Origin of the sequence: Paenibacillus sp. B1-35 (assembly GCF_050474385.1) — a bacterium.
Taxonomy (GTDB): Bacteria; Bacillota; Bacilli; order Paenibacillales; family Paenibacillaceae; genus Paenibacillus_B; species Paenibacillus_B alvei.
The window spans coordinates 131,773-145,840 of record NZ_JBCHVJ010000002.1 but is presented as its reverse complement, the minus strand read 5'-3'; the positions used below and the strand labels follow the sequence as shown (position 1 = coordinate 145,840).

Sequence of the window (14,068 nt, the reverse complement as noted above, 5' to 3'; positions counted from 1 at the left end):
CTATACCCCCTTGAACGTGGGCAGCCGCTTATCCAGAAAAGCCTGCATGCCTTCCCGGTGATCCTCCGTGCGTCCGGCGATCTCCTGGGCATATGCCTCCTGCTCCAGCGTCTCCGCCAGCCCCTTTTCCAGTCCCCGGTTCATTGTCTGCTTCATCAGCCATATCGCTCGCGTCGGAAGCTGAGCCAGCTTGGCTGCAAGCTCAGCTGCTTCCTCATCCAGCCGTTCGGCGGAGCATACGCGATTGACCAAGCCTATCCGATGCGCCTCTTTCGCCGTAACGCGATCCCGAATCGTGGCAATTTCCATCGCCTTGGCCAAGCCGACAAGGCGCGGCAGGAAGTAGCAGCCCCCAGAGTCGGGAACAAGCCCAATATTGATGAATGCGCTGACAAAATACGCCCGCTCGGACATCACACGCAGATCGCAAGCGAGGGCGAGGCTCATTCCTGCTCCTGCCGCTACGCCATTCACGGCTGCGATAACCGGCAGCTCCGTGTTGCGGATTTGCATAATGAGCGGATTGTAGCGCGAACGCAGCATGTCGCCATGATTTGCGGCTCCGGTCTGCCCAGCTACATCCTGCCCGCCAGCTCCCGCCACATCGCCCAGATCCTGCCCTGCGTTGAATGCTTTGCCCGCTCCGGTCAGGACGATGCAGCGCGCCGCAGCATCTTTGCCTGCTTGGCGGAATGCATCGATCATCTCGGCGATCATCTTCCCGGTGAAGGCGTTGTACTTATCCGGCCGATTCATTGTGATCCGGGCTACGCCTGCTGATACTTCGTATAGAATCGTTTCGTACACAGCCATGGTTCCTCCTATCTGCCCTTGAATTGGGGACTTCGCTTTTCTTGAAAAGCAAGCATGCCTTCCTTCTGATCCTCGCTCGCGAACAGCAGATGGAAGTATTGCCGCTCAAAATCGAGTCCTTCGGCCAACGAGAGATCCTGCGCTTTGCGAACGGCCTGCTTAATAAGGGCAACAGCCAGTGGCGGCTGGTTGGCAATACGCCGCGCAAGCTTCAGTGCTTCCTCCAAATAGAGCTCAACTGGAGCTACCTTGTTAATTAGACCGCAGCGGAGAGCCTCTTCCGCGGGCATCGCATCCCCGGTCAGCAGCAGTTCCATCGCCTTGCGCTGCCCCACCGCCCTGGTCAACCGCTGCGTTCCTCCTGCGCCCGGCATAACGCCAATGCGAATTTCCGGCTGCCCGAAACGTGCCGTATCCGAAGCAACAACAAGATCACAGTTCATCATCAGCTCACAGCCTCCACCGAGCACATATCCGCTCACAGCAGCGATGATCGGTTTAGCGATGCCGCCGATACGATCCCAGACATCGAACTGCCGCTTCAACAGCAGCGATACAGCGGATTCATCCGCCATTTCCCTAATATCCGCTCCTGCGGCGAAGGCCTTATCATTCCCTGTAATAACAAGCACCTTCACAGCATCGTCCCGATCCATCCGTTCGAGTTCGGCCACAAGCTCCTGCATCAGCTCGCGATTCAAGGCATTCAACACGTCAGGCCGATTCAGGGTAAGCACACCTACCGCGCCGTCCACCGACACGGCCACATAACGACTGCCAATCTTCGTCATCCCGCCTCCACTCCTTCACTTGCTTGAACGGCTGCCGCTCGCTTGCGGTTATCGACAATGCGTACTGCTTTGCCCTCGCTGCGCGCAATCGAACCCGGCTCATTCACATGCAGCAAAACCGAGACGCCGAGCGAGCATTTAATCGCTTTGCCGATCTCCTTAACCAGTTCGGCCACCTCGTGGCTTTCCTGAACACTGTCTACCTGACTCCAGAATTCCGGTGTAATCTCGCAATGAATCTCGAAGCGGTCAAGTGCATTGTCCCGCTCAATGACGACTTGATAATGGGGCGCAAGCTGGGAGAAATTAAACAGCACGGCCTCCAGCTCGGTCGGGTAGACGTTGACACCGCGTATAATCAGCATGTCATCTACTCTTCCTTTAATTCGGGACATCCGCATCGTCGTGCGGCCGCATTTGCAGGTACCGGGGTGAAGCGACGCAATATCGCCCGTCCGGTATCGGATGACCGGGAACGCTTCCTTGGTCAGTGATGTAAAAACCAGCTCGCCTTCCTGCCCATACGGCAGCGGTTCACCCGTCTCGCGATCGACCACCTCCGCCAGGAAATGATCCTCGGCAATGTGCAGACCATCCTGCGCTTCTTGGCATTCGATGGCGATACCTGGCCCAAGCACCTCACTCAAGCCATAAATATCAATCGCCTTAATGCCAAGAGCATCCTCCAAATGGCGGCGCATTTCCTCCGACCAAGGCTCTGCGCCGAAAATGCCATACTCCATGCTCGTTGCCCGCGTATCGATGCCCTGCTTGCGCATTTCCTCCACCAGATTCAAAATATAGGACGGCGTACCTGACAAACCGCGCGGCTTGAAATCCTGAATAAGTGTAATTTGGCGCGGGGTATTCCCTCCTGATACAGGCACAGCCACTGCGCCCAAACGCTCGATGCCATAATGAAGGCCCAACCCGCCTGTAAACAAGCCATATCCATACGCATTATGGAAAATATCCCCGGGCTGACCGCCCGCGCAGCAAATGGCGCGTGCTACAATCTCTGCCCATGCTTCAACATCCCGCTTCGTATAGCCTACAACGATCGGTTTGCCTCTCGTGCCGGATGAGCCGTGGATACGTACAACTTCGCTCATCTCGGTCGCGAACAATCCGAAGGGGTAATAATCACGCAGATCGGATTTCTTCATAAACGGCAGGCGGCGGATATCCTCCAAACTGCGAATGTCCTCCGGAGCCAGACCCGCCCGATCTAACGCAGAACGATGAAAAGGCACTCGGTCATATGCCCGCTTGATGGCGTGGCGGAGTCTCTCCAACTGGAGCGCTCGCATCCGTTCGTGCGGCATCGTTTCCATCTCGACATTAAATATCACGCGCTACCCTCCTACTCCCCGCGGAAGACAGGCTTTCGTTTGTCTGCAAAGGCTGCCAATGCCTCTACCCGATCCTTCGTTGGGATAATCATCTCATAGGCTTGTGCCTCAACCGCCAGTCCGGAGTACAAATCAACATGGCTGCCCCGGTTTATGGCATATTTGGCCTGATAAACCGCGAGCGGCGCATTAGCAGCAATTTCATTCGCCAAGTCAAACGTCATGATGCGAAGTTGGTCTGCGTCATCGGCTATTCCGTTCAGCAATCCGTATTGCAGCGCATCTTGGGCCTTAATTTTCCGCGCAGTCAGGATGAGCTCCTTCGCCCGCGCTGATCCGATAAGCCGCGGCAGCCGCTGCGTTCCACCCGCACCGGGAATGATGCCCAGACTCACCTCGGTAAGTCCCATACGAGCATCCCGAACAGCCAAGCGCAAATCGCAAGCCAGCATTAATTCGAAACCGCCGCCAAACGCAAATCCGTTCACCGCTGCTATCGTCGGCTGCGGAAGCTCCTCCACGGCGGTGAACACATCTCGGATCGCACGCACGTTGCGTCTCACCTGCTGCTCATTCAGCGTGCGCCGTTCCTTTAGATCGGCCCCTGCGCTGAAGGAGCGGCCCGCGCCCGTTACGATGACAGCTCGAATCTGATAACGATCTTCCCTGATCTCCGCGACGATTTCTCCCAAGCGCACCAGCGATTCATAATTAAGGGCATTTAAGTCGGCAGGCCGATTCAACGTAATGACGGCAACATTACCGTGACGATCCAGCTTCACTGACTGTCCCGAATCATGCTTCTGGAACGGTTCCTGCCCCATATTCAGATTCAGGCCTTGTTCCTGATCCTGTTCCGGTGCCTGATACTGTTTCGGTGCCTGATACTGTTTCGGTGCCTGAGCCTGCACCGGCGTCTCCCTCTGTTCCTGCCTCTCCATCGATTCGTTCAGCCCCCCTCTTTTCTGCTGATTCAACGGCTCGACATCCTCCACTGCATTTACTCCATTGACCTTACTCCTGATTCGTGGACGGCAATTCCTTACCTAGTCCCCTTCGTTCCGGACTGACGCGCGCGTATGTCCCCAATGCGACGGCAACAAGCTTCCCATCGCAGGTAATGCGCGCATCCGTCACAATTAAATTGCGCCCGCGCTTCAGCACCCGGGACTCCGCAACGAGAAGTTCGCCGATGGCTGGAGACAAATAATTGATCTTGCTCTCTACGGTTACACACTGCTGCACCCCGTCAATCGGGGGTGCAGCCGCATGACCCATGGCGGCGTCAGCCAACGTGTTCGTCACGCCGCCATGCACGAAGCCTTCGATACTGTTATGAAGATTGGGGTGGGTATGCAATTGCATAACGCAGCCATCTTCGTCCAGCCGAACGACCTCGATTCCAAGCAAATCATTAAACCGGTTGCGATGCGTCGGCTTGCTCACTCATGAACCTCCGCCATATGCATGGTTACCAATTTGCCGGCAAATCCCATCAAATCCTTACCTGACGCCTTGCCCTCAGCGGATGACATGGCTGCCTTCAAGGCCTCCTTCGATTCAAAATACATCTCGCAAATCAGGTGCAGATCGCTCTCGCCCATTGGCGTTCCATAGATCGTTCCTACCTCCATCTTCACGAGTCCAGGCATTTTCGCCGCCAATGGAGAATGGATATTGAAATAATGCTCGTTGAACGCCTCGACATCTTCCGGCTTGCGGTAGATCGCTATTAATTTGACCATGTAAAAAATCCTCCCTTATCTCTCAATATTCATTCTTAAAATCTATCAAACAATGATTACATCCCATTACACCCCGAACGAGACAAATTTCGTTTCCAAAAATGCATCCATTCCGTAACGTCCGCCCTCCAAGCCAAGTCCGCTTTCCTTCCAGCCGCCGAATGGCGCCTGAGTCTGTGTCGGCGCGCCGTCGTTAATACCTACGATGCCGTATTCCAGCGCCTCTGCCAGACGGAAACAGCGACTGCTGTCGCGCGTATAGGCATAGGCAGCCAAGCCATATGATGTGTCGTTCGCCATTTGGATTACGTCAGATTCATCCGTGAAGGTCATCATTGGCACAACTGGGCCGAATGTTTCTTCGCCTGCAATCTCCATCTCCTTAGTCACGCCCGTAATCACGGTCGGCTCGCAATAGAAGCCTTTGCCGTATTCCCCCTCTGTCAAACGCTTGCCACCGAATACAACTTCCCCGCCTTTTTCTTGTGCATCCTGAATATGGCGCAGCACTTTATCAAGCGCCCGTTGATTGACGAGCGGGCCAATTTCCGTCTCTTTGCTGCGGCCATCACCTACCTTCGCCTTGCTCAACCGTTCGATCAGCTTGGCGCTGAATTCCTCCGCCACAGACTCGTGGACGTACAGGCGGTTCGTGCAGATGCACATTTGCCCCGAATTGCGGAACTTGCTCTCGAACAGCCCCGCAACCGCCGCGTCCAAATCCGCATCCTCGAACACAATAAACGGCGCATGGCCGCCTAATTCTAGGCTGACCCGTTTAACGTGCTTGGCTGCCCCTTCCATTAACAGCTTGCCGACACGCGTTGAGCCGGTGAAGGCAATTTTGCGAACTTTTGGATTGTCGAGCAATTCCTGGCCCACCGTCTCCGGCTGGCCGATGACCAGATTCACGACACCGGCTGGGAACCCGGCTTTTGCAATCAGCTCGAATAACTTAATTGCGCTTAGTGGCGTGCTCTCGGCTGGCTTCAAAACGACAGTGCAACCTGCGGCGAGCGCGGGCGCAATCTTCCGCGCGACCATATTTACCGGGAAGTTCCATGGCGTGATCGCTCCGACGACGCCGACCGGGTGGCGACTGACCATAATCCGCTTGTTCGGCACGGAGGATGGAACCGTCTCGCCATACACCCGCTTCGCTTCCTCCGCATACCACATGAAGTTGTCGGCCGCTCCCAGTACCTCGCCTTTTGCCTCCCGCAGCGGTTTGCCCATTTCGGCCGAGATGATACCCGCCAGTTCATCACGATGGCTGCGCACCAATTCATATAATTGGTACAAATATTTTGAGCGCTCACGGGCAGTCAAGCGAGACCAGCCTGGGAATGCCTGGTGGGCCGCATCGACGGCCGCTCTTGCGTCCAAATGATCACCATAGCTTACCGTCCCTACCTCTTCTCCAGTTGCCGGATTAACGACGCGGAGCATACCGCCGCCTTGTGCTTGCGTCCATTCTCCGTTGATGAACATCGACTTCAATTCAACAGTCTGCATGCTTTTTTCCATCGTAATCGGATACCCTCCCTTGGCCTCTGCAGCTTACTCCGCCCCCAAAGGCCGCACAAATGTGCATAATAGTTTTTCTTGCCTTCCTTGTCGCTGCTTGCAAAATGGCTTGATCAACCCTTACAGAACCTTGTAACACCATACAAAAAACGCAATGCAACAAACCAAACGTCTTACAACATCACAGTCTTGCAATGACTACAGGTATTAACCTTAGAGCCTTAGATAGAGCTTAAGCATTAAGTATTAAGTATTAAGTACTAGGAACTAGAGCATTAAAGCATTACGAACCATACAATCCTAGCCTCACAACACTTTCAAGGCTTCAAACGGATTTTTACAGTGCCTGCAATATAAAATGCTGCGGCAAGCCGCCGGACCGAACATATTGTCCATGCGAGTGTACGGAGAATCGCAGTAGGGACACCGCACCTTCCACTCCTCGCCCGTCGTACAACCGCGCGGCGGCGCAACGATGCCAAACGAACGCAGCTTCTCTCGGCCTTTGTCGCTAATCCGATCCGAGGTCCAGGCTGGCTCCCGCAGGAAGCGGACGATCACCTCGCGCACTTTCTCGATGGAGAGTAGCTCCTCCTGAATTTTGCTCTTCATCAATTCCAGAGCAGGACAGCCAATGAAGGTCGGCAGTACCTCCACCTCAACTACACTCTCGCTTACAACCACCCTGTGAATCATCCCCATCTCAATCATGCTGATAACGGGGATTTCCGGATCCTTGACTTCCTGCAGCAGTGCCCAAATTCGTTCCTCAAGCCCCCTTGGCATCTGCCGCATAATCTGTGTCACGATGAACCGCCTCCTTCACCAGCCCGCCGCCGGGTCAATCCGATACACCTCCGACAAGATGGCGACGACCTGCGCCAGATCGTCGGTATGCTGCCCGTCTCGTCCAGACCCGATAGGACTTATCCAATCTCCCGGCCATGCGAGCCCGCTCGCTTCGAACAAGCTCTGCGCCGACATCTTCCAGCGCCGTGCCAATTCATCGCTGCCTATGCTCAGACCGAAGCGGACAATCGCTTCCTCCTCGCTGCCTAGCGGGAACAGGCTGCCGACATCGTTCCACGCCTGGGCTACGGCCGCATTCAATCGGGAACGAGCTTCGTTCGTGCCGCCTGCCAGCCGCGTGAACCAGGAGCGCCAATACCGGATATGGTACTGATGCTCGCGCAGCATTTTGCTGGCCTCCTGCGTCAGCGGCACATACGAAGAACGGGTCAACGCTTCCAGCCGGACTTCCTTGAATAGGCCGTACAGGCAGCAGCGGGCAATCGCGAAGGCCCAGTCATAATGCGGCTCATCCGCATATTCGCCTGGTCCGTTCGGTCGCTCGAGCAGAATGGCATTGCGGAACGCCTCTGGGCTGCGCAAATGCGCCAGGTCATCCGCCTTGCCGGCTCCTAGCTCCTCCAGCATCCCGTACAGCATCGCCGCATGCCCCATCATGTCCTGCGCCATCGAGGAGAAAGCGACATCTTCTTCGATGTGAGGGGCCAGCCCAAGCCATTCCGATCCCCGGTATGCCAAAATATAGTCATCGTCTGCCATCTGCAGCAAAAGCTCCTGCAGCGCCCGGGTATAATCGGGGCGGCGCTTCGCCTCTTCCGCAGCCGCTACTTCGATATGCTCCGACATTTCACCCCTCCTTCCGTGTGGTATCCGCCTTGCCCTCGTACGCTTCCTTGTGGCGCCGCCACCTCGATTGAATGTCGCCATATCCCTTTGTTTCGCGGTAGCTTTTGTTGTCCAGCCGTTCGAGACTCGCCCGTTCCTCCGGCGTCAGTCCGTGAATATCGTCACGGTTCACAACCCAGATATTGATACAGGGCTCGCGGCGCATGAAGTTCTCCCGCGCCATCAGGAGCGCAGCTTCCGGATTAGGCGCCAGCAAGCTGAACTGGTGCATAAAGCCAGCAGACGGGCTTTTCTGGCTGAACACCTCATAGATAGCAAATTTCTCTTTCGACTCGCTGCTCATATGGCCCCTCCCGCCGCATAGGATGCGCAGGGCGCCAGCATCGCTTCCCGCACCCATTTCGCTTCTTCGTAGGATGTTTTCCGCAGCCGCAGCCGCTGGGCCGAGCAAGGTCCGTTTCCGCGCACAATTTGTACAAAGAGATCCCAATCGGGCTGCTGGTAATGCCAGACGCCCTCCGCCTCGTCGAAACGAATCGTATCGTCCGGAAGCGTCAAACCCAGATGATAGATCCGGTTCACGTATTTATGGAAAAAGACCTGCCGCAGCTCCTCGTTCGTCTGTGTGCGAATCTTGTACCGCATGTTCATTTGCTGGTTGCTGGATACAGTTCCGCCTTCTGGCGGACCAAAGAACATCAGCAAGGAAGGCCACCAGCGGTTTACGGCCTCCTGCAGCATCCGGCGCTGCGCCGACGTTCCTTCGGCCAGCTCCAGTACGATGCTCTCGCCATGCTGAGCATGGAATTTCTCTTCTGCGCATATGCGCTGGAGCGCGCGGGCATAGGGCGCGTAGGATGTCTCAAGCGACATGGACTGGGTAATGATCGCGGCGCCGTCGACGAGCCAGGCAATGACGCCAGCATCGGCCCATGTGGGGGCCTCCATATGGAACACGTTGTGGAATTTCAGCTTCCCCGAGAACAGATTGCGCAGCAGATCCTCGCGAGTCTGGCCGAGCGGCGCCATTAAGTCCTCCGCGACCCGCAGCAGCAACTGTCCATGTCCCATCTCATCCTGCACCTTCGCCATAATCGCTAGTTTGCGCCGCAGCGTCGGCGCCTTCGGAACCCATTCCTTCTCCGGCAGCGCCCCCATTATTTCACTAACGCCGTGCATCGATATCAGCTTAATTAACTGGTTGCGGTAATCGTCTGGCATCCAATCGTCCGCTTCAATCTTGTCTCCCCGGTCAATTCGGTGCAGAAAATGCGCCAAACGCTCGCTGTCCAGCGATCCATCCAGATCCTTCCGATTACTCATCTTCCATCCTCCTCTCATTCACAATGTGTATGGCATGCCCCAAAGCGGCGGCGGCTGCTTCCAGCCAGCCTTCACTAAGCGTCGGGTGCGGATGTACCATCATGGCCAAATCCTCCGCTCTCGCCGCCATTTCGAGGGCGAGGACGCCCTGGCCAATCAAGCTGCCGGCATCCGCCCCCACTGCATGCATGCCCAGTAACAAGCCGGAATCCTCCTCGACGACCACTTCCGCAAAACCGTCTGTCTTCCCGGCCGCCAGTGCGTATCCGTTGGCACGGAAAGGGAAGCGGCCCGTCTTCACCTTCATGCCCTGACGCTCAGCTTCCGCCCGCGTCAGTCCCACTCCGGCAATTTGCGGGTCAGAAAAAATAACGTACGGCACATAAGGCGAGTCGAAAGCGCTCGGCAGTCCGCCGATCACCTCCGCGGCGACCGTTCCCTGCTTCGCAGCGCGATGAGCGAGAGCAGGCCCTGGCGTAATATCACCAATGGCAAAAATGTGGCGCACATTGGTTCGGCATTCCGCATCAACTGGAACATAGCCGCGCTCATCCATTCGTATCCCCGCCTGACTGAGTCCGAGTCCTGCCGTGTTCGGCATGCGTCCGACCGTCACAAGCACCTTGTCGCAGAGGACGCTTTCCTCCCCTTTCTGTTTCGATTCGAGTCGAAGCTCAACATAATTGTCATTCTCCATAACCGCGCGCACTTCCGTGCCCGTCTTGATGACCATCCCCAGCTTGCCGGCACGCCGCTTTACTTCCGCAGCGAGGCTGCCTTCCACAAGCGGGAGAATCCGTTCCTCGCGCTCAATAAGCGTAACGCAACATCCAAGCTTGGCGAATGCCATGCCTAATTCGATGCCGATATAGCCGCTCCCGATAATTGCTAGGCGCTCCGTCATACTGTCCGATTCTAGCGCTTCCGTAGAAGTAAGGATGCGAGAACCACCTGCCGCTGCAAATGCCGGGAGATGTGGTCGCGATCCGGTCGCGATAATCGCCTGCTTGAACTTGTAGGTCTCGAAGCCGGATTCCGTCTCTACCCCGACGCGGTCGTCGGACAGGAAGACTGCGCTCCCCTTCACGACCGTAACCCCGTTGGCGGCGCAGAGCTGCGCCACTCCGCTTCCCAGCCTGCCGACAATGCCGGACTTCCACAGCTGCCATGCGGACATTTCGAAGGAAAGAGCCCCAGGCTCCATCCGCAGTCCCAGCTTGGAGGCCGATCTGGCTTCGTCATACAATCCGGCCGCATGAATCAGCGCTTTGGACGGAATGCAGCCCGAATGAAGACAAACTCCTCCGAGCTCCTCTTTTTCCACCAATACGACCGATTTGCCCAACTGACCCAGTCGGATCGCCGACGTATAGCCGCCGGGCCCGCCGCCAATGACAACAACATCCGTTTCTACTGCAATTTCACCGACGACCATCTATACCATCTCCGCCCATAATAAGTCAGGCTGCTCTAGCAGCCGCTTGATCCGATTCGTGAATCGAATCGCCTCCGCCCCATCGATAAGCCGATGGTCAAAGGAAAGCGCCATATTCATCATGAGGCGGATAACACCTTCCCCATTGCGGACGACCATGCGCGGCTCCATTTTGTGCAGCGCCAGGATGGCCGCCTCCGGATGGTTAATGATCGGCGTTGCGAGCAGGCTGCCAATCGGGCCGACGTTGCTGATCGTGAAGGTACCACCGGTAATTTCCTTAAGCTTCAGTTTTCCTTCTCGCGCCCGTTCCGACAGCTGCCCAATTTCTTCTGCCAGCTCAAAAACTGTCTTCCGGTCGGCATCCCGGATAACTGGAACGATAAGACCGTCCGGTGTGTCGGTCGCAATCCCGATGTGATAATAACGCTTCAATACAATTTCTTTCGTCTCGTCGTCAAGCGAAGCGTTGAAGAATGGGAATTCCTTAAGCGCGATGACAATTGCCTTTATGAAAAACGGCAAGTATGTCAGCTTCACCTGCCGTTCGGCCGCCAGCGGCCGAAGCCGCTCACGCAAGGCCTGCAGGGCATCGGCTTCCAGTTCATCCACCTGCGTGACATGCGGGATGGTGGTCACTGCCTTAACAAGTCTCTCGGCGATCTTCAAGCGAATGCCGCGCAGTGGAAGCCGTTCCTCTATGCAATCAGAAGCCGGTGCGGCTCCCCGCGGCCTGACAACACCCTCGCTTTTCTCCCTCGCAGGCGGAGCCGCCGTATTTATGCGCGGCAGGTCAGCCCCTTCCGCTTCCTTAGTCGTGTCCGCCGAAGCATAGCGCCGCACGTCCTCTTCGGTTATGCGCCCGGCGGCTCCACTTCCATTCACCTGCTCGATGTCGACATTCAGCTGCCGCGCAAGCTGGCGAACATAGGGGGCTGCGCGCACTCTTCCCGCAGGTAATCCAACAGACGCCGGCGGCGATGCCGCAACAGACAATGGCAAGGCCGCTGCAGGCGATGGCGAAGGAGCATTGACAACCGCTGCCACTGAAGCCGCCTGTTCCGCCTTGCCCGCTTCCATCGCTGGAATGCGCCCCTCCGCTTCGAGAATGAACAATACCTCGCCTACTCGAACTCCGGCACCCTCGGCGAACATCAGCTTGCGCACTACGCCGGCCGTCGGAGCGGTCAGCTCGGCGTTCACTTTGTCCGTCTGCACCTCGACGATCGGCTGATCGCAGGCCACCCATTCCCCTTCCTTAATGAGCCATTTTCCGATCTCCCCTTCGTGGATGCCTTCTCCTACGTCGGGAAGCTTGAACTCTATCATTCGCGTTCCTCCTTCTGAACGGTCAGAACTGTATCGCTGCAGCGATTCCTTCTCTTACCCGCCCGACCGTCGGAACATAGACATCCTCGAGCGAGAATTGCGGAACTGGAACATCAAAACCGGTAATCCGCTGAATCGGAGCCCGCAAATACATCAGCGCTTCGTCATTAATCAACGAGACAATTTCTGCGCCGACGCCGGCCGTCTTCTGCGCCTCATGAACAATTAGCGCGCGGCCCGTTTTCTTCACGGATGCGGCAATGGCATCCCGATCAAGCGGATACAGCGAGCGGAGATCAATGACTTCACAGGACCAGCCTTTCTCCTGCTCCAACTGCCGCGCCGCTTCAAGCGCCACCCGCATCATGGCCCCCCATGAAATCAGCGTAACATCTGTTCCTTCCCGGACGATGTTCGCTTTGCCTAGCGGAATGCGATACATCTCCTCCGGCACTTCTGCCTTGAAAGCACGGTAAATCCGGGCCGGTTCCAAAAATACGACCGGATCGGGATCCTCGATGGCGCTAACAAGCAGACCCTTGGCATCGTAAGGATTGCTCGGTACGACCACCTTAAGCCCAGGCGTATGAACGAAGAATGCTTCCACACTCTCTGAATGAAGCTCCGGCCCTCTAATTCCCGCGCCATATGGCGCGCGGATAACAAGCGGAACATTGTACTGTCCCCGCGTCCGATACCGCATGCGGGCTGCATGTGTGACGATCTGCTCGAAGCCTGGATAAATGAAGGCCAAAAACTGAATTTCAACGACCGGAATGAAACCATTCAGCGCCAGACCGATTGCCGAGCCAATAATGCCGGCTTCAGCCAGCGGCGTATCCACAACCCGCTCCTTGCCGTACTTTTCGAACAGCCCTTCCGTTGCCCGGAATACGCCACCGTTGACGCCAATGTCTTCTCCTGTCAGCATGACGCGCTGATCGTCGGCCAGCTTCTGATCGAGCGCTTCGTTAATCGCTTGCAAGATCGTTAGGTTCCGACTCATGCTTCACCCTGCCTTTCCACATACAGGCCGCACTGTTCCCGCTGCTCAGCCACGGGCCACGGCATATCAGCGCTAACGTGCATGAACATATCTTCAGGCCGGGAATTCGGATAGCTCTCCGCCTCTGCAACCGCGGCCTCGATAAGGCCGCTGATCCGCTCCATCAGACATTCCTCAAACTCCTGGCCCCAAATTCCCCTATTTACAAGATACCGCTTCAAACGCTCTATCGGATCGCGCTGCTCCCTCCATTCGGCAGAGAGCCGGGCCTGATCCCGATATTTGCGCGGATCGTCACTGGTCGTATGCGGCCCATAACGGAACGTGACTGCCTCAATCAGCGTCGGTCCGCCGCCGTTCAAGCCGCGTTCAATCGCTTCACGCACAGTCAGCCAAACGGCGAACACATCGTTGCCGTCCACCCTGACTCCTGGCATATCATAAGCCGCCGCACGCTGGGCGATCGTCCGAGAAGCAGACTGCGCATGGAACGGCACGCTGATCGCGTACCCGTTATTCTGGCAGAAGAATACAGTAGACGTCTGATATACCCCTGCAAAATTCAAAGCCTCATGGAAGTCGCCTTCCGAGGTTGCTCCTTCGCCGAAGTACACAATGCTCGCCTGCTTCTCACCCTTCAGCTTAGCGGCCCACGATGTGCCTACGGCATGCGTCAAATGCGTGGCTATCGGCACGCACGGCGGCATAATATGGCGGCCTTCCGGACTGATCGATCCTTCCATATGGCCCATCCAATAAAGCAGCACCCTGCTGAGCGCCTGCCCATGCGTAATCGCAGCAGCATGATCGCGATAGCTGGGAAACAGCCAATCATTGGGGGACAGCGCCAGTGCGCTCCCAACCTGGGAGGCTTCCTGGCCCTCATAAGGGGCGTACGTACCCATTCGGCCCTGCCGTTGCAGGTTGACAGCCTTCCGATCGAACATTCTTGCCAGCATCATGCTCTCGTACATTTTTATTGCCAGATCCTCGTCAATGGCTCCCTCTGTAGGGTGGCGAAGCTCTCCGTCCGGCGCCAGCACCTGATAGGGCTCAAGCACTTGATACGGCTCTAGCAGCCCGCGCATATC

15 protein-coding genes are annotated in these 14,068 nt (G+C 56.6%); all 15 read right to left on the bottom strand.

Going from position 1 to position 14,068, the window contains the following annotated elements; all coding sequences use genetic code 11:
- Positions 1–807, bottom strand: coding sequence for an enoyl-CoA hydratase-related protein (locus tag ACQ5BJ_RS08125; protein WP_040736060.1), 807 nt, complete (start codon positions 805–807; stop codon positions 1–3).
- A 14-nt stretch (positions 808–821) separates the two neighbouring features.
- Positions 822–1,604 carry an enoyl-CoA hydratase-related protein gene (locus ACQ5BJ_RS08120; RefSeq protein WP_005547642.1) on the bottom strand — a complete coding sequence of 261 codons (783 nt, stop codon included), beginning with the start codon at positions 1,602–1,604 and terminating at the stop codon, positions 822–824.
- Positions 1,601–2,956 (bottom strand): phenylacetate--CoA ligase family protein, encoded by a 1,356-nt coding sequence (locus tag ACQ5BJ_RS08115; RefSeq protein WP_268620168.1) that lies wholly within the window; start codon positions 2,954–2,956, stop codon positions 1,601–1,603. Before ACQ5BJ_RS08115 ends, ACQ5BJ_RS08120 begins: the two co-directional genes overlap by 4 nt.
- 11 nt (positions 2,957–2,967) lie before the next feature.
- Positions 2,968–3,780, bottom strand: coding sequence for an enoyl-CoA hydratase-related protein (locus tag ACQ5BJ_RS08110; protein ID WP_430110359.1), 813 nt, complete (start codon positions 3,778–3,780; stop codon positions 2,968–2,970).
- 190 nt (positions 3,781–3,970) lie between these two features.
- On the bottom strand, positions 3,971–4,402 hold the full coding sequence (locus ACQ5BJ_RS08105) for a PaaI family thioesterase (RefSeq protein WP_005547636.1): 432 nt from the start codon (positions 4,400–4,402) through the stop codon (positions 3,971–3,973).
- A complete protein-coding gene (locus ACQ5BJ_RS08100; protein WP_430110205.1) occupies positions 4,399–4,701 on the bottom strand; it encodes an EthD family reductase in 303 nt (100 codons plus the stop codon). Before ACQ5BJ_RS08100 ends, ACQ5BJ_RS08105 begins: the two co-directional genes overlap by 4 nt.
- 66 nt (positions 4,702–4,767) lie before the next feature.
- Complete coding sequence (locus ACQ5BJ_RS08095; protein ID WP_430110207.1) at positions 4,768–6,228, bottom strand: NAD-dependent succinate-semialdehyde dehydrogenase; 1,461 nt, start codon at positions 6,226–6,228, stop codon at positions 4,768–4,770.
- Between the two features lie 306 nt (positions 6,229–6,534).
- The gene (gene paaD / locus ACQ5BJ_RS08090; protein WP_430110361.1) at positions 6,535–7,023 is read right to left on the bottom strand and encodes a 1,2-phenylacetyl-CoA epoxidase subunit PaaD; all 489 of its coding nucleotides are present in this window, start codon (positions 7,021–7,023) and stop codon (positions 6,535–6,537) included.
- Between the two features lie 27 nt (positions 7,024–7,050).
- On the bottom strand, positions 7,051–7,884 hold the full coding sequence (paaC, locus tag ACQ5BJ_RS08085; RefSeq protein ID WP_430110364.1) for a 1,2-phenylacetyl-CoA epoxidase subunit PaaC: 834 nt from the start codon (positions 7,882–7,884) through the stop codon (positions 7,051–7,053).
- A gap of 1 nt (position 7,885) precedes the next feature.
- The gene (gene paaB / locus ACQ5BJ_RS08080) at positions 7,886–8,227 is read right to left on the bottom strand and encodes a 1,2-phenylacetyl-CoA epoxidase subunit PaaB (RefSeq protein ID WP_005547629.1); all 342 of its coding nucleotides are present in this window, start codon (positions 8,225–8,227) and stop codon (positions 7,886–7,888) included.
- Complete coding sequence (gene paaA, locus ACQ5BJ_RS08075) at positions 8,224–9,207, bottom strand: 1,2-phenylacetyl-CoA epoxidase subunit PaaA (protein WP_005547627.1); 984 nt, start codon at positions 9,205–9,207, stop codon at positions 8,224–8,226. The genes paaB and paaA overlap by 4 nt, the downstream gene beginning before the upstream one ends.
- Complete coding sequence (lpdA, locus tag ACQ5BJ_RS08070) at positions 9,200–10,642, bottom strand: dihydrolipoyl dehydrogenase (protein WP_430110211.1); 1,443 nt, start codon at positions 10,640–10,642, stop codon at positions 9,200–9,202. The genes paaA and lpdA overlap by 8 nt, the downstream gene beginning before the upstream one ends.
- Positions 10,643–11,971: a dihydrolipoamide acetyltransferase family protein gene (locus tag ACQ5BJ_RS08065; protein WP_430110214.1), complete on the bottom strand. Its 1,329-nt coding sequence runs from the start codon at positions 11,969–11,971 to the stop codon at positions 10,643–10,645. It lies immediately after the preceding gene.
- A 22-nt stretch (positions 11,972–11,993) separates the two neighbouring features.
- Positions 11,994–12,977 carry an alpha-ketoacid dehydrogenase subunit beta gene (locus ACQ5BJ_RS08060; protein ID WP_005547621.1) on the bottom strand — a complete coding sequence of 328 codons (984 nt, stop codon included), beginning with the start codon at positions 12,975–12,977 and terminating at the stop codon, positions 11,994–11,996.
- A complete protein-coding gene (gene pdhA / locus ACQ5BJ_RS08055; protein ID WP_430110368.1) occupies positions 12,974–14,065 on the bottom strand; it encodes a pyruvate dehydrogenase (acetyl-transferring) E1 component subunit alpha in 1,092 nt (363 codons plus the stop codon). Before pdhA ends, ACQ5BJ_RS08060 begins: the two co-directional genes overlap by 4 nt.
- Positions 14,066–14,068: the final 3 nt, after the last annotated feature.